Raw genomic sequence first — 20,584 nt, 5'->3', positions numbered from 1 at the left:
AAGTTTCGCGCGCGTTAAGGAGCGTCATGCGCCGGACATGATCGGGTAACACGCCGGACATCCGGATCTTCCGCATATCAGCGAAAGAACACACAATTAACAAGCGGCGGAAGTATCCCCTGCTGTGCCGCCGGGCGGCCCGGGCCGGACGACCCCTCTCGCGCTCGGCGGAGTCCTGGGCCACGATGGTCCCCATCCGCCGGACGCGCCCGACGCCACGCAGGGCGCCACGGTCTATCACGAGGTTGCTGAAGTGCTCGAGATCGAAAACCTGGGTCACCGCTACAACGACCACCTGGCGTTGGAGGGCGTGAACCTGACCGTCGCCGAGGGCGAGCTGGTGAGCATCGTCGGTCCGTCGGGTTGCGGCAAGTCCACGCTGCTGCGCTGCATCGCCGGGCTGATCAGGCCCACCACCGGCAAGGTGGTGCTCAACGACACCGCCATCGACGGCGTGCCCGACAACATGGCGGTGGTCTTCCAGGACTACAGCCGCTCCCTGTTCCCCTGGCTGAGCGTGCGCGACAACGTGGCGCTGCCACTGCGCCGCCGCGGCATGGGCAAGCAGGAACGCCGCGCGGCCGCGCAGGAGGCCCTGAAGTCGGTCGACCTGGCCGACGCCGGCGGCAAGTACCCCTGGCAGCTGTCGGGCGGCATGCAGCAGCGCGTGTCGATCGCCCGCGCGCTGGCGTACCGGCCCGCCCTGATGCTCATGGACGAGCCGTTCGGATCGGTCGACGCGCAGACCCGCGAGGACCTGGAAGACCTGGTCCTCAACGTTCGCGGCACCGACGGGATGACGATCCTGCTGGTCACCCACGACATCGACGAGAGCGTGTACGTCGGCGACCGCGTCATCGTGCTCGGCCGCAACCCCGGTCACGTCCGCGCCGACATCCCCGTCGAGCTGCCCGGCCCGCGCGACCAGATCACGACCCGCGCCGAGCCCGAGTTCGTGCGCCTGCGCGCCGAGGTCGGCCGGCTGGTCCGCGGCGGCGGGAAGACCGCGGGCTCCGCCACCCCGCACGAGCCCAAGGTGAACGTCGACACCACGTCCTGAGAGGGACGCCATGCGCGTTCTCATCGCCGGAGCGGGCATCGGCGGGCTCACCGCCGCGCTGAGCCTGCACGCCGCGGGGATCGAGGCGCTCGTGGCCGAGTCGGCCGCGAAGCTGGCCCCGTCCGGCGTGGGCATCAACCTGCTGCCGCACGCCGTACGGGAGCTCACCGAGCTCGGGCTGGGCGACGAGCTCGCGGCGACCGCGATCCCCACGGGCGAGATGGTGCACTTCGACCGGCACGGGGGCCGGATCTGGGGCGAGCCCCGCGGCACGCGGCTCGGCTACCGCTGGCCGCAGTACTCGGTCCACCGCGGCGAGCTGCAGATGATCCTGCTGGCGGCCGTCCGGTCCCGGCTCGGTGACGGCGCCGTCCGTGAGGGCACGCCGCTGGAGTCGTTCGACGAGAGTCCCACCGGGGTGCGCGCACGGCTGCGCGGCGACGACACCGTCACGGCCGACGTCCTCGTGGGCGCCGACGGGCTGCATTCCCGCGTCCGGGCCCGGCTGCATCCCGGCGAGCCGCCACCGCTGTGGAACGGCATCCGGATGTGGCGCGGCCTGACCGAGGCCGAGCCGTTCCTCACCGGCAGGACGCTGGCCGTCGCGGGCAGCAACAGCCGCGCCAAGTTCGTCGTCTACCCCGTCTCCGAGAGGAACGGCCGCGCCCTCCTCAACTGGGTCGCCGAAGTGCGCCTCCCCGATGGCTCGCCGGGCCCGGCAGATTGGGACCGCACCGGAAACCTCGGCGAGGTGCTCCCCCACTTCGCGGACTGGCGCTTCGACTGGCTGGACGTGCCCGCGCTCCTCAAGAGCACCGGCCAGATCCTCCAGTACCCGATGGTCGACCGCGACCCGCTGCCGTTCTGGAGCCGCGGCCGGGTGACCCTGCTCGGCGACGCCGCGCACCCGATGTATCCGATCGGCTCGAACGGCGGCAGCCAGGCGATCCTGGACGCACGGGTCCTCGCGTACGAGCTGGCCCGGGCCGCCTCCCCCGCCGAGGGTCTGGCCGCGTACGACCGGGCGCGCCGCGAGACCGTCAACGCGATCGTGCTCGCCAACCGCCGGATGCCCGCCGACCGCGTCCTGCACATGGTCGGCGAACGCGCGCCCCACGGCTTCGCACGCATCGAGGACGTGCTGACCGCCGAGGAACTGGCCGCCATCACCGGCGCCTACCGCCAGACCTCCTTCGCCGACGCGGAAGCCCTCAACGCCCGCCCTTCCTGGGGCGGCGGCTCATGAGCCTGCGGCGTTGCCGCGGGTAGCCCTCCGACCAGGCGAAGAACGGCTCGGTGAGAGCGGCGGGCGCGATGTGCAGCACGCGCTGGGACACGTCGAACTCCTCGTAGAGGCCGGTGCTCGTCAACGCGCGGCAGACCGCCTCGTCGAGCGATGTGAGGGCGCGGAGCGGGTCGTCGTCGTGCGGTGTGCCCCGCACGACCAGGACGTTGCCGGGCCGGAGCTCCAGCGTCGGCCCGGCCTTGGCGAGCGCGGCGTCCGCGGTGAGCGACGCGGCGAGCAGCCGCCGGGCCTCGGCCAGCTCGTCGGTCTGCCCGCCCAGGTAAGCGATCTCGATGTGCGCCACGTAGGCCACCATGCCTGAATTGTGCCCTGCTATTTGGCGTCGGCGTAACGGTCGACGACGGCGATCTCCATGGGGAAGACGACCGGGGTCTGGCCGAAGAGCAGGCGGCGGGCCTCGTCGGCCGCCGCGTGGACCGCCTCCGAGACCTGACCGGCGAGCTCCTCGGGCGTGTGGACGATGACCTCGTCGTGCTGGAAGAAGACCAGGTGCGGCGGGCCGAGAGCGGTGAGGCGGCGGCGGAGCGAGCCGAGCAGCGCGAGGGCCCAGTCGGCGGCGGTCGCCTGCACGACGAAGTTGCGGGTGAAGCGGCCCCTGCTGCGCAGTGCCTGCCCCGCGCCGGCGTCGTCGCCCGTCGATGTCAGCTCGCGCCAGACCGCTGAAGGCGGCGGGCAGGTGCGGCCGAGCCGCGATCGCACGAGCCGCCCCTGCTCACCGGCGCGCGCCGCGGACTCGACATAGTCGAACGCGGCGGGGAAGCGGTTCTTCAGGACCGCGAGAAACCGCACCGCCTCGGTCGTGCCGCCGCCGTACATCGCCGACAGCAGTGCGATCTTCGCCTTCTCGCGGGCGCCCTCGGTGCCGCCGAACGCGTCGGACAGCGCGGTGTAGAGATCGCCCTGCGCGGCGGCCGCGGCGAAGGCGCGGTCACCGGCGAGGGCCGCGAGCACGCGCGGCTCCAGCTGGGCGGCGTCCGCGACCACCAGTGACCAGCCGGGATCGGCGACGACGGCCTTGCGCAGCACGCGCGGGATCTGCAGGGCCCCGCCGCCGTTGGTGGCCCAGCGGCCGGAGACCACGCCGCCGACCACGTACTCCGGCCGGAAGCGCCCGCCGGCGACCCAGGCGTCGAGCCACGCCCAGCCATGGGCGGTGTGCAGCCGGGACAGCTCCTTGTATTCGAGCAGGAACGGCACCGCGGGATGGTCGAGCCGCTTGAGGACGTGGGCGCGCGTCGAGGTGATGGTCAGGCCCGCCGCCGCGAAGGCCTTGACGATCTGACCCGGCGAGTCGGGGTTGACGTGCGCGCGCCCGCCGAACGCGGCGCTGATCTGGTCGGCCAGGGCCTGGAGTCTGCGCGGGCGCAGACCGCCCGACGGCCGCGGGCCGAGAAGGTCGGTCAGCAGGGCGTCGTGCTCCTCGGCCGACCAGGGCAGGCCGTCGTGGTTCATCTCCGCCGCGACCAGCGAGCCCGCCGACTCGGCCGCGGCGAGCAGTGTGAAGCCCTCCAGCCCGGTCATCCGCCGCTGCTGGTCGGCGTGCACCGCGACGATCTGCTCCAGATCGTCGCGCTCGGCGGGGACGGCGTCGTCGAAGAGCGAGGCCTGGGGTGACGGCCCCTCAGGCGGCACTTGATCCGCCGGTACGGGCTCACCGCGTAGCCGTGCCCATGCCGCCCGTACGGAACGCGGCTCGCCGTAGCGGCCCGCGTGCCCGAGCAGCAGGCTCTCGACGAGCTCCAGATCGTGGCAGCGCGCGACGCGCACCCCGGCGCGCACCAGCCGCGGGTAGAGCCGCGCGGTGGAGGGCCATACCCAGCGCGGCGCGGCGGCGGACTCCCGTTCGGCGATGGCCGCGACGAGGTCGGCGACCGGCTCGCCGGGACCGGCGGGCGTGCCGTCATCGGCGAGGGGCCGCAGCTCTCCCCCGCCGTCCGGCTTGGCGGCCACCGCGATCCTCACCAGCTCATTCTGCCGCCGGGCACCGACAGAACGAGAAACCCCCGTGCCCGGTGGGGGCACGGGGGCTCGGCGCGGTTCTCAGGCGACCAGGGACACCTGCTGGCCGGGAGGGGTGTCGCCGTAGCGGTCGACGACCTTGTTGAGCTGGATCTGGTAGTACAGCACGCCGAAGCCGAGGATCCCGAGGAGGAAGCCCATGCCGCCGCTGCAGCTGGCGGGCAGGCCGGCGGCCTTCTGCGCCTGCGCGATGCGGCCGCCGAGCTTGCACCACATCACCAGCGGCCAGATGCCGAGCGTGATGGCGCCGAAGAGCATCGACAGCAGGGCGTTGACGGAGGAGTCGCCGACGCGGCGGTCGTAGTCGAAGAGCTCCTTGTGCACCTTGAAGAACCAGACCAGGCCGTAGATGCCGAAGGTGACGATCGGCAATCCGAGCCAGGCGCCGGCCGGGTTGCGGCGCTTCATGTTGAGACCGGCGGCGCGCGCGACGGGCGCCTGCTGGTGGGCCGGGGCCGGCGCGTAGCCGCCCTGCTGCGGCTGCTGCTGCTGCTGATACGGCTGCTGCTGACCCTGCTGGGGGTAGCTCATACTTGCACTCCTGGTGGACGGGTCGTGTTCGGTCGACCGTCCGCTGTATTCGGTCATCCGGGGGTGAGATCAGACTGTACGGCAGTGAAGACGATCAAGAGGGGTACATCGCGAAGATAGTCGGGTTATCGTGCGAAATTTTCATATTTGAGGGAACGATCGCCCCGGCTAGCGCAGCGGGATCGTCACCTCGTCCTCGCACGGCGGATCGGTCTCGTGCTCCAGGCAGCCGCTCGCCGCGAAGCAGCGGAGCCGGAGCTCGTCCTCGGTGACGTCGATCCGCAGGAAGCTCTTGAAGAACGGCGGCCGGTCCCAGTCGGCGAGCTCGGACCTGAACCGCTGCGGCAGTTTCCGCACCGGCAGCCGCGTCAGCCTGGTCCTGCGCCACCCGCCGTGCGGCACTCCGAGCACCGCGGCGACGAAACGCGCGCGCAGCGACGGCGGGGCACCGTCGTACCCGCGTCCCGGCTCGATGCCGAGCCGGTGCTTGACCGCCGCCGTGGCCTCCTCGGGAGTGAGCGAGAACAGCCGGGGCAGCCGCAGCCACCTGCCGTACATCTGGCTGTAGTGCGACAGCGAGTCGCCGCGCAGCGGGTAGAGGCGGAACCGCGACTCGTCGACCACCCGCGTCTTGGGGATGACGTGGGTGGCGTGCATGAACGCGCCGCCGCCGCCCGCCACGACGTACTGGATCGTGCGGCCGCCCCGCGTCTCGATCGGGTAGCGCTGGTAGTTGTGGATGTCACCGCCGATCGCCGCGACGTAGTTGTGCGCGGGGTCGCGCACGATGTCGTCGATCGTGCCGCCACCCTCGATCCGGCCCGGCCTGTGCCGGTCGTCGACGTACAGCGGCTTGCCGGTCACGAGCAGCTTGGGCTTGGGCCCCGCCGACATCTCCCGCAGCCACTCCCCCTGGTCGCGGTCGATGCCGCCGGTGATGCCGGTGTCGATGCCCACGATGCGCAGCGCCGGGGTGTCGATCGCCCAGTACGGGCCGGGCTGCACCGCGCGCTGGCCCGGCGCGCCCCGGTACTTGGCCCGGGCCGCCGCGAGCGTCTCCTCGTCGACCTGTCCCGATTTGCGCCACAGGAGGCGGGGCAGCAGCCGGAGCGCGCCGTTCCACGGCTCCGGATCGCACCGCATGTCGAGGTCGCAGAACACGCGCAGGAACCCGCGCAACCCGTCGTACCAGTCGTGGTTGCCGGGCACGGCGTAGATCGGCCCGCGAAAGTCCTGGTAGGGCCGGAAGTACTTGGTCTCGTAGTGCTCGGCCTCGCCGGACGGGTACACGACGTCGCTGGCGATGACCATGAAGTCCGCGTCGCCGCCCGCCGCGAGCGCGGGCGGCACCACGGCGTACTGCGAACGGTCACCCTCGCCCGTGTCGCCCATGAGCAGGAACGAGAACTCCGGGCTCGTCCGGTGCAGGGTGAACGCGGCCGGGGTGCCTCGTTCGGTCAGCGCGGCGACGCAACGGCGGCGGATGCCGTCGGACGGGTCGCCGAACAGCCGCGCGATCACATCGTTGCGCGAACGCCAGAGCACCGTCGGCCGGCGCCAGGAGAAGCCGGGCGACCGGTCGTCCGGCATGAGCTCGGTGAACGTGCCCGGCCGGTCACACGTCCAGCCGGCGCCCGCCTCCGACGTGCGCGAACTGGGCCGGGGCCCGGGCGCCGCCGACTCCTCGGCACGCACAGAACACCTCCGGGGGGTGAGGGGTCAACCACACCCTGTCCCGGAGGCGATCTGCGCGTCAAGCCGTTCGCGTAGGCCGGAAGCCCTTAGTGCGCGCCTGTTCCGGTCAGCGCGCGGACTTCGAGCTCGGCGTAGAGCCCGTCGTCCTCGGGCCGGCGGCCGGCGGTGATCGTGCCCAGCGCGGCGGCGAGGAAGCCGACCGGGATGGAGACCAGGCCCGGGTTCTCCAGCGGGAACGGCGCCTTGGTCGTGCACGAGAACAGCGCGTCGGGGTTGCCGACCGCCTTGGAGTCGGCCGCGACTCCGCAGTCGGCGGCCTTGTCGGCGGTGAGCTTGACGCCCGGCTTGGTCTCCGAGGCGCCGCCCCACGCGACCGGCGACAGCAGCACCAGGACGACGGCCGAGATGAGACCGCCGTAGATGCCCCAGACGGCGCCGCGCGTGTTGAACCTCTTCCAGAAGAGCGAGAACAGCAGCGTCGGCAGGTTGGCCGAGGCGGCGACCGCGAACGCGAGCGCCACCAGGAACGCCACGTTCAGACCGCGCGCGAAGATGGAGAGCACGATCGCGATGGCGCCGATGACCAGCGCCGCGATCCGCGCCATCCGCACCTCGTCCCGCTCGGTCGCCTTGCCGCGCTTGAACACGTTCGCGAACAGGTCGTGCGCGAACGAGGACGACGACGCCAGTGTCAGCCCCGCGACCACGGCGAGGATCGTCGCGAACGCCACCGCCGCGATGATCGCCAGGAAGACCGCGCCGCCGGTCGAGCCGGCCCCGCCGCCGAGTTCCTCGGCCAGCTGCGGTGCCGCGGTGTTGCCGCCGGGATTGGCCTTCTTGATCGCGTCACTGCCCACCAGCGCCGCGGCGCCGAAGCCGATGACCAGCGTCATCAGGTAGAACGCGCCGATGATGCCGATGGCCCAGTTGACCGACTTGCGGGCGGCCTGGGCGGTCGGCACCGTGTAGAAGCGGATGAGGATGTGCGGCAGGCCGGCGGTGCCCAACACCAGGGCCAGGCCGAGCGACAGCAGGTCGAGCTTGGACCACACGTCGGTCGCGCCGTACTTCAGGCCGGGCTGCAGGAACGCCTCGCCCTTGCCGCTCTTGTCGGCCGCCGCGTCGAGCAGCGTGGAGAGGTTGAAGCTGTACTTCGACAGCACCCAGACCGTCATCACCAGCGCGCCGGTCATCAGCATGACGGCCTTGACGATCTGCACCCACGTGGTGCCCTTCATGCCGCCGACCGTGACATAGAAGATCATCAGCGCGCCGACGACCACGATCGTCCAGACCTTGGCGGCCTCGCCCTCGGTGCCGAGCAGCAGCGAGACCAGGGCGCCCGCACCGACCATCTGCGCGAGCAGGTAGAAGATGCTCACGACGATGGTGGAGATCCCGGCGGCGGCGCGGACCGGCCGCTGCCGCATCCGGAAGGCCAGCACGTCGGCCATGGTGAACCGGCCGGAGTTGCGCAGCATCTCCGCGACGAGCAGCAGCGCCACCAGCCACGCGACCAGGAAGCCGATCGAGTAGAGGAAGCCGTCGTAGCCCGACAGCGCGAACAGGCCCGCGATGCCGAGGAACGAGGCGGCCGACATGTAGTCGCCGCCGATCGCCAGGCCGTTCTGGAAGGCGGAGAACGAGCGCCCGCCCGCGTAGTAGTCGGCGGCGGTCTTGTTCTGCCGGCTCGCCCAGATCGTGATGTAGAGCGTGAGGGCCACGAACAACGCGAAGAGGATCAGCGAGAACGTGCGGTGCTCGTTGTCGGCGCCCTGCGCCAGTACCGGCGCGGCGAGAAACTCCCTCACTTGCCCTCCTCCTCGTCCTTCGCCGGCTTGTCCTTCGAGGGTTCCGCCGCGGGCTTCCCTGCGGAAGGCTCGTCAGCCGAGGTCTCCTCGGTGGACGACTCGTCAGCAGACGGCTCCTCGGAGGACGGCTCCTCGGCGGACGGCTCCTCGGCCGGAGGCTCCTCAACGGCCGGAGCCGCGGGTGCCCCGGCTCCGACGAGCGCGGCGCTCGGCGCCGTCTCCCGGACCGCGTCGGCCAGCGGCTCCAGCTTTCCGCTGGCGTACCGCTCGTACGCCCAGGCGATCAGGAAGGTGGAGAGGAACTGCAGCAGGCCGAAGACCAGCGCGATGTTGATCTCGCCGACCACCTTGGTGCTCATGAAGTCGCGCGCGTACGCCGAGAGCACGACATAGAGCAGGTACCAGACCAGGAACGCCGCCGTCATCGGGAACACGAAGCGGCGGAAGGCGAGCCGGAGCCGCCTGAACTCCGGGCTCTCACTCAGCTGTAGATAGACCCCGTTCTCGATGGGGCCGTTGCCGGCGCCCGTCGGACCAGGGCCTGGCGTATCCGCTGTCACGCACACCTCCGGGGAAGGGACTCCTTGCCAATCTCACCAGGGAGCATGATCGTGTTGCGGCCCCCGGCGTGGCCGGTGCGTGCCATTTGACCAAGAACTTGATTGGCCGCTGAAGGTCGGAGACCCGGTCGATGCGGGCTCGATGCAGGACCGAGACCTGCATCACACAAACAGAGGCGATCCGGGCCGTCACGTTCCGGACCCGCGTTACTCGACCACGAAGGTGCGCGTGTCGCCGGTGGGCACGATCTCGCGGCCGAGCGGCAGCAGCGCGACCGGCACCAGCTTGAAGTTGGCGATGCCGAACGGGATGCCGATGATCGTGATGCACAGCAGGACGCCGGTGACGAGATGGCTGAGCGCCAGCCACCAGCCGGCGACGATCACCCAGAGCACGTTGCCGACGCAGGAGCCCGCCCCGGCGTCCGAGCGGCGCACGACGGTGTTGCCGAACGGCCAGAGCGCGAACAGCGCGATCCGGAACGAGGCGATGCCGAACGGGATGGTGATGATCAGGATGACGCAGATGACGCCGGCGACCGCGTAACCGACGGCCAGCCAGAACCCCGACAGCACGAGCCAGATGATGTTCAGCAGTGTCCGCACAGGAACACTCTAAGGCTGAGGCGGAGGCGGAAACCGTGCTGCGGTACGGATACGGCGTCTGCGGGCATCATGAGTCCCCCCAGAACGGCGACTCGCGCCTCCCATGATGCCTGCGCAGACGGCCGAAGGTCCCAGAAGCGGGACATACGACAACGTTATCCAGTCGTCCGTAATGCTCGCGTAAACCGACCAAAACACGTCGGCCAAATCTGCCGCACGGCGAAGCCGCTCAGGGCGCGAGGACCCGGAGGGCGCCCGGCATGATCCTGGCGGTGACCGGGAGCTCGCCGGGCAGCTCGCCGTCCGCGCCGTACGGCAGGACCCGGCCCGGCGTGGTCAGCTCGATCCGGACCTCGCGGCCGCGCACCACCTCGACCTGGTCGCGGCGGACGTGCGACCCGTCCGCCAGCTCGCGCATCACCGTGAAGAACAGCGGCTTCGGGCCGTGCTTGATCATCACGACGTCCAGCAGCCCGTCGTCCACCGCGGCGTCCGGGGCGATGTGCCGCCCGAACCCGTAGTAGCCGGAGTTGGCGGCGATCACCGAATAGCCCCGCCACTCGTGCACCCGGCCGTCCACCGTGATCCGGTAGTCGGCGGGCCGCCAGGTCAGGATCGCGCGCAGGGCGCCGACGTAGTACGCGGCCGAGCCGCGCAGCAGCCGGGTCTTGTTGGCGTTGTCGTTGGCCACGGCGTCAACGCCCGCGTAGACGCTGCCCAGCACGGCCACGCCGTTGGCCTCGATCGTGTCGACGGCGCGCGGCTCGCCCTCCAGCAGCAGCGCGGCCAGCGCGGCCGGATCTCCGGGAATCCCGAGCTGGCGGGCGAAGTCGTTGCCGCGCCCGGCCGGGACGATGCCGAAGACGGCGTCCGTACCGGCGAGTGCGCCGCCGACGCAGCCGACCATGCCGTCACCGCCCACGCCCAGCACGACGTGCCCGGCCGCGGCCGCGCCGCGGGCCAGCGCGGTGGCGTGCTCCAGGCCGCGGCTGTATTCGACCGCCACCTCGGCTCCGGCCTCCCGCAGCAGCCTGGCCAGGGGGATCAGCGTCGCCGCCGAGGCGGATCCGCCCGCGGTGGGGTTGACCACGGCGGTGAAGGCACGGGAGCTCATGGCTACTCCTGACCGGCCGGCGGGACGAGGACGCCCGGGTTGAGGATGCCGGCCGGGTCGAGCCGGTCCTTGATCGCACGCAGCACGCCGGTGCCGAGCGGGCCGATCTCCCACGCGTACCAGTCACGGTGGTCGGTGCCGACCCCGTGGTGGTGGCTGATCGTACCGCCGGCCGAGATGATCGCGTTGTTGGCGGCGTGCTTGGCCTTCGCCCAGTGCTCCCGCGCGCCGCCCTCTCCCTGCGCGGACACGACGGTGAAGTAGAGCGAGGCGCCCGTCGCGTAGACGTGCGAGATGTGGCACATCACGAGCGGCGGCGTGCCCGCCTCTGTGAGCGTTGTGGTGAGCGCGCTCTTGACGGCCGCGTACAGGGCGGGGATGCCCGACCAGAACGTCGCGGTCTCCAGCGTCTCGACGAAGGCCCCGGCGTCCAGCAGCGAGTCGCGCAGGTAGGGGGCGTTGAAGCGGCCGTGTTCCCACTTCTCCCCCGGCCCGGCGCCGAGGGCCTCGCCGCCCGCCTCGGTCAGGACGTCGTGCACCGTGGCCCGCCGTTCGGCGATCTCGTCCGCGGTGCCCTCGAAGCCCACGACGGCCAGGCACCCGGCGGCGTCCGGCAGGCCCCCGCCGATGGCGCCCGGGTCGGCGAGGCCGACCATGGTCTCGGCCTCGTCCGACAGGCGCAGCACGACCGGCATCGGCCCGTCCTGGGCGAGCCGCCGCAGCGCCGCGGTGCCCGTCTCGAACGAGGCGAACCGCCAGCCCTCGTACGCGGCGGACTCCGGAACCGGGTGGATCCTCACCGTGACCGACGTGATGACCCCGAACGCGCCCTCCGACCCGAGCACCAGCTGGCGCAGGTCGGGCCCGGCCGCCGACCGGGGCGCCCGGCCGAGGTCGAGCATGCCCTCGGGGGTGGCGACGGTCAGGCCCACCACCATCTCGTCGAAGCGCCCGTAGCCCGCCGATGCCTGCCCGCTCGAACGGGCGGCCGCGAAGCCCCCGATCGACGCCCATTCGTACGACTGCGGGAAATGGCCGAGCGTGTAGCCGCGCTCGCGGAGCAGCGCCTCCGCCTGTGGCGCGCGCAGGCCCGGCTGCAGGACCGCCGTGCGCGACACCTCGTCCACCGACACGAGCGCGTCCATGCGGCGCAGGTCGAGCGCCACGAACGCGTCCACGCCCTGCGGCGCGAGCCCGCCCACCACCGAGGTGCCGCCGCCGAACGGGACGACCGCGATCCGGCGCCGCGCGCAGACCTTCAGCACGTCCAGCACCTGGTCATGGGTGCCGGGCAGCACGACCGCGTCGGGGGCGTCGTCGACGTCGCCGTTCCGTATGCGCAGCAGGTCGGGGGTGGACTTGCCGCGCGTGTGCCGCACCCGCGACTCGTCGTCGAGCCGGACGTGCGCGGCGCCCACCGCCGCGCGCAGCGCGTCCAGCGCGGCGTCGTCGAGCCGGGAGTCCCGGACCTTGATCTCGCCGAGCGGCACCGGCGCGGCCGCGCCCGCGTCCCGGGGGGTCTTCACTCCGAGCAGATCGCGCAGCAGTCCCACCACCGGGTCCGGCAGCGGCGCGGCCTTGGCCGGGTCTCCCCAGCCGCTCCACAGCATGTCCATGGCTTACACTGTGACATATGACGTCGAATCGTCACAACAAAACGGCGGACGACACGGTCCTGGACGCGGCCCGCGACTGCGTGCTCGCCGTCGGCGTACGCCGCACGACGCTGACCGACATCGCCCGCCGCGCCGGGGTCTCCCGGATGACCCTCTACCGGCGCTGGCCCGATGTGCGGACGATCGTGGCCGACCTCATGACGCGCGAATGGGTCGAGATCGCCGCCGCGGTCCGCCCGCCGGAGGACGGCGGCCCGGTGCGCGACCGCCTGGTCGGCAGCCTGGTCGAGGGCGTGCGGACGTTCCGCGCCCATCCGCTGCTGCGCAAGATCGTGGAGGTCGATCCCGAGCTGCTGCTGCCGTACGTGCTCGACCGCCGCGGCGCCAGCCAGCGGGCCTTCCTGGAGATCTTCGAGACCGCGCTGAAGGCCGGGCACGAGGACGGCACCATCCGCGCCGGCCATCCGGCGCGGCAGGCGCGGGCGCTCCTGCTCGTCGTCCAGTCGTTCGCGCTGTCGGCCCCCACCATGACCGAGGCCGGCGACCCCGAGCTGGGCCCCGGGGCGTTCGACGCCGAACTCCGCCACATCCTGGAGAGGACCCTCATGCCATGACCATCCCCGAGAGGGCTCCTTCGGAACCCGGCCCGCCTCCCCCGACCGGCTCCTCCCTCAACGCCGCGCGGCGTGCCCGCGAGCTGGCCCCCGTCCCGGACGAGGTGGTGGACCTGCTGGTCGTGGGCCTCGGCGCCACCGGGGCCGGCGTGGCTTTGGACGCCGCCGCCCGAGGGCTGTCGGTCGTGGCGATCGACGCCCACGACCTCGCGTTCGGCACGTCCCGGTGGAGCTCGAAGCTCATCCACGGCGGCCTGCGCTACCTGGCGTCCGGGCAGGTCGACGTCGCGCACGAGAGCGCGGTCGAACGAGGCGTCCTCATGGAGCGCACCGCGCCGCACCTCGTCCGCGCCATGCCGTTCGTGCTGCCGCTGACCCCGATGGTGTCGCGCGCCCAGACGGCGGTCACCCGTGTCGGACTCCACGCGGGCGACGTCCTGCGCCTCTCCGCCCGCACCTCACGGCGCACCCTCCCCGGACCGCGCCGGCTCTCCACGGTCGAGACGCTCCGTCTGGCCCCCGCGCTGCGCCCGTACGGCCTGCGCGGCGGCCTGCTCTCCTGGGACGGCCAGCTGGCGGACGACGCCCGCCTGGTCACGGCCATCGCCCGCACCGCCGCCGCCCACGGCGCCAAGATCCTCACCCGCTGCCGCGCCCTGACCCTCACCGGCGACGGCGCCGAGGTCCGCGACGAGCTCACCGGCCGGACGTTCGGCATCCGCGCCCGCGGCGTCGTCAACGCCACCGGCGTCTGGGCGGGCGGCCTGGTGGAGGGCGTCCGCCTGCGGCCCTCCCGCGGCACGCACCTGGTCGTACGGGCCGAGAGCCTGCGCGGCCTCACCGCCGGGATGCACGTCCCGATCCCCGGTGAGCGCGCCCGGTTCATCCTGGTGATCCCGCAGGGGGACGGCCGGGTCTACGTCGGCCTGACCGACGAGCCCGCCGACGAGCCGATCCCCGACGTGCCCACGCCCACCGAGGCCGAGATCGGCTTCCTCCTGGACATCCTCGACTCGGCGCTCGACGTGCCCGTCCGCCGCGACGAGGTGATCGGCTCGTTCGCCGGGCTGCGCCCGCTGCTGGACGACCACCCGGCGCGCGACGGCGGGAGCGGCGGCACGGCCGACATCTCCCGGCGGCACGCCGTGCTGACCTCCCCGGACGGCGTCGTCACGATCGTCGGCGGCAAGCTCACCACCTACCGGCGCATGGCGCAGGACGCGGTCGACGCCGTCCTCGCGGCCAAGCCGCGGCTGGCCGCGGGCCCCTCCCGGACCGCCCGGCTTCCCCTCGTCGGCGCGGCGCCGCCCGGCGCCCTGGCCGCCCTGGACGCGCCCCGCCGCCTCGTCCAGCGGTACGGCACCGAGGCGCCGCTGCTGGCGGCGCTGGCCCGTGCCGACGCCGCTCTCCTCGAACCCGTGATCCCCGGACTGCCCGTGCTCAACGCCGAGCTCGTCTGGGCCGTGCTGCACGAGGGCGCCCTCGACGCGGCCGACCTGCTCGACCGGCGCACCCGGATCGGCCTGGTCCCGGCCGATCGCGCGGCGGCCCTGCCCGTCGCCGAGTCGTTCGTCACCGCACCGGCCGGAGTCGCGTGATCAACGCCGCCCGGAGTCACGTGATCAACGCCGCGCGGTGGGTATGGGGTGTGTCACTTGCCCTGGGCGGGGAACATGGGGTTAGGTTAGCCTGACCTAATTCCGCTCGCGTCCGACGGGGGACCCTGTGCCGCGCCCGAACAGCTGCGACCATTGCCCGGGGAGTCACACCGGCGAACGGTCATGCCTGGCGAGCGCCACGACCAAGGCCCGCAGCTGGCTGCTGATCGAGCACCCCGGCCCCTGGCCCGAGCGCGTCGAATGGCTCGACGGCCCGCTGGGCGACGTCGTACGGGCCGCCGAGGAGGCCGGCGTCCGGCCCCAGTTGATCCGGCGGGCGGGCAGGAGGCGGGCCACGCCCCCTTTTCAGGTCTACGCGGGGTTCTCCGCCGGTGACGACGTGTGGCTCGAAAGCCGTGAACTGGCCGACCCGGCGGAGCTGGGCGAGCTCGATCTGGCGGCCGTGGCCGCGGGCCGCCGGCCCCGGTTCGGCGAGGTCCACTCCGATCCGGTGCTGCTGGTCTGCACCCACGGGCGGCGGAACGCCTGCTGCGCCCGGACGGGTGCCCCGCTGGCCCGGGATCTCACGGCGCGTTTCGACCCCCATGTATGGGAAACGACCCATGTGGGCGGTGACCGCTACGCGGCGAACCTTGTATGTCTTCCACATGGGATCTACTACGGCGACCTCGGTGGAACCGAGGCCGCGCAGGCCGTGGAGGCCTATTTCCAGGGCGCGGTCGTCCTGGACCGGCTCCGTGGCCGGGCCGGGCTGCCGGAGCCCGCGCAGGCCGCGGAACACTTCGTCCGTGCCCAGGTAGGGGCGCTTGGAGTGGACGAGGTCGGCGTGGTGTCGCTGACGGGAACAGATCCCTACGAAGCGGTTGTTCAAGTACAGGGGAGCCGTTACCGGGTGATCGTCGAGAGCACGGTGGCGGCGCATCCCTGCGGCCCGGACTGCCAAGAGAACGTCGGAACCTACATTGTTAGGGACCTCACCCTTCTCAACGAGGCAGCCCTCGTGTAATCTCTCGGAGGCCCCATTGTTGGGTCTCCCTGCCGCATGACCCCAGTTCCCGGAGAACCGGGCGGGGGAACAGAGCGGCAACTCCAGACGTTGGACCTTTCGGCGCTTCTGCAGCGATCGAGCGTCCATGTCCGAAATTGCTCAGTAAACAACCAAGGTGGGTGTTCCATGGCTCAGGTACGTCGGCAGGCAAACCTCCCTCGTCCCAGCTGGGGCTGGCAGGACGCCGCGGCGTGCCGGGGGGAAGACCTTGTGCTCTTCTTCGGTCCGGACGGCGAGCGTCAGCCCGAGCGCGAGATTCGTGAGCGCAAGGCCAAGCAGATCTGTATGGGCTGCCCCGTGCGCGCGGAATGCCTGGACTACGCGGTGTCCAGGCCCGAGAAGTACGGCACGTGGGGCGGGCTGAACGAGGACGAGCGGGCCTCCGAGCGCCGCCGCCGGATGCGTCGCGCCAACGCCGCCTAAGGCACGCCGCAAAGGTCCCCTCGCGGTTTCCCATCGCGCACCCCGGCACGCCACCGGAACAAACGTCACGGCCCCGCTCACGCGGGGCCGTTTGCGTGCCCGGTTCCTTGCCCGTTCGTCTCCCCGGTTCGTTCCCGTAGCGTGCCCGGCTCGTTCGCGGCACGAAGTAACCGGTTACATGTGCGTCACAGCTGTGTCACGAGAGGACTCGGCATTCGGGTCGAAGCATTCGTGCCCGCTTTTACCGGATCGGATGACGTTCCGGCGGCTATTTCGGCAAATTCGCGCAGAACCATTCCGCGCTGAGCCGGGCCACCTCGCGGAGCGCCCCCGGTTCCTCGAACAGATGTCCCGCCTCCGGGACCACGTCGAGGCGGTGCCCGCCCGCGGGATCCATCCGTTCCAGCGCCTGCTCGTTCAGCGCCAGCACGTCGGTGTCGCGCCCGCCGACGATCAGCAGGGTCGGCGCCCGGACCGCGCCGAGCGCGTGGGCCGCCAGGTCGGGACGGCCGCCCCGGGAGACCACGGCGCCCACGTCCTCGGGGCTCTGCGCCGCCGCCACCAGTGCCGCCGCGGCCCCCGTGCTGGCCCCGAAGAGCCCCACGGGCCGCCCGGCGAGCGCGCCGGCCTCCTCCGACCGCACCCACGCCACCACCCGGCTGAGCCGCCCGGCCAGCAACGGCACGTTGAACCGCAGATGCGACGTGGTCAGGTCCTCGATCTCCTCTTCGGGCGTGAGCAGGTCGAACAGCAACGTGGCGAGGCCCCGCCTGGTGAGCGCGGCGGCCACCTCGCGGTTGCGCGGGCTGCGCCGCCCGCTGCCGCTGCCGTGCGCGAAGACGACCACGCCGCGCACGGCGCCGCCGGGAGCCTCCGCGGGCTCGGAGATCTCCGCCTCCAGCCGGACGTCGCCCGCGGGCACCTGCAGCGTGCTCATGACGCGGGCCTCCCGGACGCCCGTTCCAGCCACGACAGGACGTCGGCGTCGGTGAGCTGGTCGAAGGTCCGGTACCACTGCCCGACCGCGCGGAACGACCATGGCGCCGCCAGCACCACCACGTCGTCCGCCTCGGGCTCCATCGCCCGCACGGTCTCGGCGGCTCCCACCGGCACGGCGAGCACGAGCCGCGACGGGCCCTTAGCCCGTACGGCCCGGAGCGCGGCACGCGCGGTACCACCGGTGGCCAGGCCGTCGTCGACGATGACGACCGCACGGCCGGCCACCGGCGGCAGCGGCCGGTCGCCCCGGTAGGCGCGGACCCGCCGGGCCAGCTCGTCGCGCTCGGCCGCCACGGTGGCGTCGAGGTCCTCCTCGACGAGGCCGAGCCGTTGCATGAGTCCATGGTCGAAGACGGGCTCGCCGCCCTCGGCGATCGCGCCCACTCCCAGCTCGGGCTGCCGCGGATATCCGATCTTGCGGGTCACCAGGATGTCCAGGGGCGCCGACGACCGCCGGGCGACCTCGTACCCGACGGGCACGCCGCCGCGCGGCAACGCGAGCACCACCGGATCGTCGAGGCCGAGCGGCACCAGCCGGGCGGCGAGCACCCGGCCGGCCTCGGCACGGTCGGCGAACGGCAGCCGCACGGTCTCCGAGCCGGGTGCCGTGTCGCGGACGGGCCTGTTCCTGGGCATGGGCGCCACCCCCTTCTGGGGTCGCGAAAGAGCGCCTAACCCTGCCCTACCCAGTTTCGGCCGCGATCTTGCCCCTCACCGGCGTTCGCCCCGTTTCACCACAAATCAGACAAACGAACGAGCGGTCAGATCCCCGCACGGGCGGCGGGACGGGTCAGGTGGAGGGGGCGCTGAGGAGCCAGCGGAGGGGGTTGTCGTGGGTGATCATGCGGACGGTGGCGTCGTCCGCGCCGGCGGCGCGCAGCGCGGGGAGGAAGGTCTCGAAGAGGTAGCCGTAGCCGGTGCCGCCGTACCGCTGGACCTGCCGCATGCGGGCGATGCCGGTGCTGAGCAGTACGCGTTCGCCGTGTCCCGCTTCGAGCAGCTCCATGACCGCCCGCACCCGGGTGCCCAGCGCCGCGGCGTCGTCGCCCGCCAGGGCGAGGGAACCGAACGAGACGTAGGCGCCCAGCTCGGCGAGCTTGCGGTGGGCGGCGAGCTCGTCGACCAGGTCCTGCTGGCCGACCGCCACCCGGGCCGGGTCGAGCCCGGCGCCGGTCAGGATCTCCAGCTGGGAGACGCCGGCGCGGCCGTAGGTCGCCACCGGCAGGCCGGAGTAGCGGGCGGCGCGGGCGGCGGCGCGCAGGCAGCGCTCCTCGGCCTCGGTGGGCGCCTCGCCCCACGTGCCGATCTCACCGATCACGCCGGGCAGCGAGTTGGTGCCGTCCATCCCGAAGCCGACCTCGGCGAGGATGCGCTCGGCGAGCTTCTCGACGTCGGCCTCGGCGACGAAGGCGGGGTGGAACGGTTCGGTGAAGAAGCCGGTGCCCGCCACCACGGCCACCCGGGAGCCCGCGCTGATCCGCGACAGCGCGGCCGCGTTGCGGCCCATCGCGCCGCAGGTGAGGTCGATGACCAGGCTCAGCCCGTGCTCGGCGCGCAGGGCCGCGAGCTCGCCGGTGACCGCCTTCTCCTCGTCCAGCCAGCGGCCCGGGTCGGAGTCCAGCTGGGCCGGATGCGCGGGCCACCGCAGGTCGAGCTGGAGATGCTCGTGCGGCAGTACCGCCCCGGTGATCACAGACGCGGAGATCGTGCCGGTCACGGTACGGAGCCGGCGTTCGTCCGGGGAGGTGGCCTCAGGGGGGGTCATGTCAGGCGAGGTTACGACATGTTTGACCTTTTCAGGGCCGGTTTCGGCATAGTTTTTACCCGGGGCCGTTATTCGGCGCGCTGCTCCGTCTGCTCCTCGGAGGTCTCCGCCGCGGCGCGGATGGCGCGGGCCCGCGCGGTGCCCGCGCTGGGCCACCGCCGGTCGATCTCGGCGTTCAGGGCGGCCCCGATGAGCACGGCCAGCGCCGCCACGTACAGCCAGGCCAGCATCGCGATCGCCGCGGCCAGCGAGCCGTACACCGACACCCCGGCCAGCGAACCCGCCAGGTAGAGCCGGAGCGTGACGCTGCCGATGATCCACATGATCAGCGCCACCACCGCGCCGGGCACCTCGCGCCACCAGGACGTCCGCACCGGCACGCTCATGTGGTAGAGCATCGCCAGGAAGAGGATCGACAGGGTCACCACGACCGGCCAGTAGAAGAGCTGGACGAACCCGGCGCTCTCCGGCAGCGCCTCCCGGACCAGCGTGGGCCCCGCCACCAGCAGCGGGATGACGATCAGCATCACCAGCAGCCCGACCAGATAGAGCACGAACGCGCGCAGCCGGGTACGGATCACCCCGCGCACGCCCGACAGTCCGTAGGCGATGGTGATCGTGTCGACATAGACGTTCGTCGCCCGCGACCCCGCCCAGAGCGAGATCAGGAAGCTGACCGACACGATGTCCGGGCTGCCTCCCTTGATCACGTCATCGACCAGTGGCTTCACGACCGAGTCGACCGCCGGTCCCGTCAGCACGGTCTGCGCCTGCGTGATCACCCACAGCCGGACCTCGGCCACGGCGTCCGAGCCCATCACGCCGCGGAAGTGGCCCATCGTGCCGATGAGCCCGATGACCAGGGGCGGCAGGGACAGCAGCGCGAAGAAGGCCGCCTCGGCGGCCAGCCCCGTCACCCGGTAGCGGAACGCCGCGACCGCCGTGTCGCGGACGAGACCCCAGACGACGGCGCCCACCCTCCGGTGGACGCCGGGCCGCGGCCCGGCGTCGGAGCCGGAGCCGGAGCCGTCCGCCGGACTGCGCGTGGCGCCCTCGGCTGCCTCGGCTGCCTCGGCACCCTTGGCGCCCTTGGCGCCCTTGGCGGCCATAGCGGCCTTGGCGCCTGCGGCGCCCGCGGCATCGGCGGCGTCCGCGGTGTCCGAAACGGTGGTCACACCGACCCACCGTAAAGCGTTGCCCGCCCGGAACATGCCTGATCGCCCATTTCAGTGATCCGTTCCGCGCGTCGCACGGCCGGTTTTCCGCTCATACCCACTCTGACGCGCATGAGCCCACGACGGCCCCGAGATCGGGCGACCGGGCGCCGGGGCGCATGCATCGGCGCCGATCGGTGACAATGAGTGGGTGATCTGCCAAGCGTGCCGGGAACGCCACCACGACGACTGTCGTGGCGGTTCGTGGTGCGCCTGCCAGCACCGGCAGGGTCCGGCCACGCCGGAGCGGCGGGACCGGCCGGAGACCGCCCGGAGCGGCCCGGCGGGCCAGGCCGGCGAGCCCGCGGTCAACTGGAAGCGCCAGGGATGATGACGGATCTCACCCGTCCGCATGCCGGACGCAACTGGACAGCCCGCAAGACGCCGGGTGAGAATGCACGTATGACTGCTGCGGACCCCTTGCTGGTAATGCGCCGGCACGTGGACTTTCTGCGCGTCCGCAGCGCGATCTGTCTGTGACGCCCCGACCACGCACCCGTTGATCATCTACGGAAGCGTGGCGCATCGGCGTCACCTTTAACCGTTCCCGCTCATCGTCGAGCCGGCCGCCTGAGGCTGTCCCG

20 protein-coding genes are annotated in these 20,584 nt (G+C 72.2%); 7 read left to right on the top strand and 13 right to left on the bottom strand.

Annotated elements, in window-relative coordinates; all coding sequences use genetic code 11:
• Nucleotides 1-253: 253 nt before the first annotated feature.
• Both ABD333_RS10485 and ABD333_RS10480 read left to right on the top strand, forming a co-directional pair.
• Complete coding sequence (locus tag ABD333_RS10485) at nucleotides 254-1,060, top strand: ABC transporter ATP-binding protein (protein ID WP_344540051.1); 807 nt, start codon at nucleotides 254-256, stop codon at nucleotides 1,058-1,060.
• Nucleotides 1,061-1,070: 10 nt separating this feature from the next.
• Nucleotides 1,071-2,306 carry a flavin-dependent oxidoreductase gene (locus ABD333_RS10480; RefSeq protein WP_344540050.1) on the top strand — a complete coding sequence of 412 codons (1,236 nt, stop codon included), beginning with the start codon at nucleotides 1,071-1,073 and terminating at the stop codon, nucleotides 2,304-2,306.
• On the opposite strand, the gene ABD333_RS10475 is transcribed toward ABD333_RS10480, so the two are convergent.
• From ABD333_RS10475 to ABD333_RS10435, 9 genes are all read right to left on the bottom strand, one after another.
• Nucleotides 2,272-2,661 carry a hypothetical protein gene (locus tag ABD333_RS10475; protein WP_344540049.1) on the bottom strand — a complete coding sequence of 130 codons (390 nt, stop codon included), beginning with the start codon at nucleotides 2,659-2,661 and terminating at the stop codon, nucleotides 2,272-2,274. The two genes, ABD333_RS10480 and ABD333_RS10475, sit on opposite strands and share 35 nt — an antisense overlap.
• A gap of 17 nt (nucleotides 2,662-2,678) precedes the next feature.
• Complete coding sequence (locus ABD333_RS10470; protein ID WP_344540046.1) at nucleotides 2,679-4,328, bottom strand: bifunctional 3'-5' exonuclease/DNA polymerase; 1,650 nt, start codon at nucleotides 4,326-4,328, stop codon at nucleotides 2,679-2,681.
• A gap of 78 nt (nucleotides 4,329-4,406) precedes the next feature.
• On the bottom strand, nucleotides 4,407-4,916 hold the full coding sequence (locus ABD333_RS10465) for a DUF4234 domain-containing protein (protein ID WP_344540044.1): 510 nt from the start codon (nucleotides 4,914-4,916) through the stop codon (nucleotides 4,407-4,409).
• A gap of 168 nt (nucleotides 4,917-5,084) precedes the next feature.
• Nucleotides 5,085-6,611: a metallophosphoesterase family protein gene (locus tag ABD333_RS10460; RefSeq protein WP_344540043.1), complete on the bottom strand. Its 1,527-nt coding sequence runs from the start codon at nucleotides 6,609-6,611 to the stop codon at nucleotides 5,085-5,087.
• Nucleotides 6,612-6,697: 86 nt separating this feature from the next.
• A complete protein-coding gene (locus ABD333_RS10455; protein WP_344540041.1) occupies nucleotides 6,698-8,422 on the bottom strand; it encodes a solute symporter family protein in 1,725 nt (574 codons plus the stop codon).
• Nucleotides 8,419-8,982 (bottom strand): DUF485 domain-containing protein, encoded by a 564-nt coding sequence (locus tag ABD333_RS10450; RefSeq protein ID WP_344540039.1) that lies wholly within the window; start codon nucleotides 8,980-8,982, stop codon nucleotides 8,419-8,421. Before ABD333_RS10450 ends, ABD333_RS10455 begins: the two co-directional genes overlap by 4 nt.
• 207 nt (nucleotides 8,983-9,189) lie before the next feature.
• The gene (locus ABD333_RS10445; protein WP_344540038.1) at nucleotides 9,190-9,588 is read right to left on the bottom strand and encodes a YccF domain-containing protein; all 399 of its coding nucleotides are present in this window, start codon (nucleotides 9,586-9,588) and stop codon (nucleotides 9,190-9,192) included.
• A 229-nt stretch (nucleotides 9,589-9,817) separates the two neighbouring features.
• Entirely contained in the window at nucleotides 9,818-10,702 is an 885-nt protein-coding gene (locus ABD333_RS10440; protein WP_344540037.1) for a diacylglycerol/lipid kinase family protein, read from the bottom strand.
• Nucleotides 10,703-10,704: 2 nt separating this feature from the next.
• On the bottom strand, nucleotides 10,705-12,312 hold the full coding sequence (locus ABD333_RS10435; protein WP_344540463.1) for an FAD-binding oxidoreductase: 1,608 nt from the start codon (nucleotides 12,310-12,312) through the stop codon (nucleotides 10,705-10,707).
• Between the two features lie 23 nt (nucleotides 12,313-12,335).
• Here ABD333_RS10435 and ABD333_RS10430 point away from each other — a divergent pair, with 23 nt between their 5' ends.
• The 4 genes from ABD333_RS10430 (at nucleotide 12,336) to ABD333_RS10415 (ending at nucleotide 16,022) form a co-directional block, all read left to right on the top strand.
• A complete protein-coding gene (locus ABD333_RS10430; RefSeq protein WP_344540036.1) occupies nucleotides 12,336-12,932 on the top strand; it encodes a TetR/AcrR family transcriptional regulator in 597 nt (198 codons plus the stop codon).
• On the top strand, nucleotides 12,929-14,530 hold the full coding sequence (locus tag ABD333_RS10425) for a glycerol-3-phosphate dehydrogenase/oxidase (RefSeq protein ID WP_344540035.1): 1,602 nt from the start codon (nucleotides 12,929-12,931) through the stop codon (nucleotides 14,528-14,530). Before ABD333_RS10430 ends, ABD333_RS10425 begins: the two co-directional genes overlap by 4 nt.
• 127 nt (nucleotides 14,531-14,657) lie before the next feature.
• Nucleotides 14,658-15,557, top strand: coding sequence for a ferredoxin family protein (locus ABD333_RS10420; protein WP_344540034.1), 900 nt, complete (start codon nucleotides 14,658-14,660; stop codon nucleotides 15,555-15,557).
• A gap of 168 nt (nucleotides 15,558-15,725) precedes the next feature.
• Nucleotides 15,726-16,022, top strand: a complete 297-nt coding sequence (locus ABD333_RS10415) for a WhiB family transcriptional regulator (protein ID WP_151564999.1) — start codon at nucleotides 15,726-15,728, stop codon at nucleotides 16,020-16,022.
• 268 nt (nucleotides 16,023-16,290) lie between these two features.
• On the opposite strand, the gene ABD333_RS10410 is transcribed toward ABD333_RS10415, so the two are convergent.
• The 4 genes from ABD333_RS10410 to ABD333_RS10395 all read right to left on the bottom strand — a co-directional run bounded on the left by ABD333_RS10410 (nucleotide 16,291) and on the right by ABD333_RS10395 (nucleotide 19,961).
• A complete protein-coding gene (locus ABD333_RS10410) occupies nucleotides 16,291-16,959 on the bottom strand; it encodes a dienelactone hydrolase family protein (protein ID WP_344540031.1) in 669 nt (222 codons plus the stop codon).
• Nucleotides 16,956-17,657 (bottom strand): phosphoribosyltransferase, encoded by a 702-nt coding sequence (locus ABD333_RS10405; RefSeq protein WP_344540030.1) that lies wholly within the window; start codon nucleotides 17,655-17,657, stop codon nucleotides 16,956-16,958. The genes ABD333_RS10410 and ABD333_RS10405 overlap by 4 nt, the downstream gene beginning before the upstream one ends.
• Nucleotides 17,658-17,811: 154 nt before the next feature.
• Nucleotides 17,812-18,786 (bottom strand): phosphotriesterase family protein, encoded by a 975-nt coding sequence (locus tag ABD333_RS10400; RefSeq protein WP_344540028.1) that lies wholly within the window; start codon nucleotides 18,784-18,786, stop codon nucleotides 17,812-17,814.
• Between the two features lie 68 nt (nucleotides 18,787-18,854).
• Nucleotides 18,855-19,961, bottom strand: a complete 1,107-nt coding sequence (locus ABD333_RS10395) for a YihY/virulence factor BrkB family protein (RefSeq protein ID WP_344540026.1) — start codon at nucleotides 19,959-19,961, stop codon at nucleotides 18,855-18,857.
• Nucleotides 19,962-20,151: 190 nt separating this feature from the next.
• Between ABD333_RS10395 and ABD333_RS10390 the strand changes: the two genes are divergently transcribed.
• Nucleotides 20,152-20,331: a hypothetical protein gene (locus ABD333_RS10390; protein WP_344540024.1), complete on the top strand. Its 180-nt coding sequence runs from the start codon at nucleotides 20,152-20,154 to the stop codon at nucleotides 20,329-20,331.
• Nucleotides 20,332-20,584 lie beyond the last annotated feature (253 nt).

The sequence above is a fragment of the Actinomadura fulvescens genome (assembly GCF_039533225.1).
GTDB classification, from domain to species: domain Bacteria; phylum Actinomycetota; class Actinomycetes; order Streptosporangiales; family Streptosporangiaceae; genus Spirillospora; species Spirillospora fulvescens.
The sequence above is the reverse complement of the archived record's forward strand: the minus strand, read 5'-3'. Positions and strand labels throughout refer to the sequence as shown.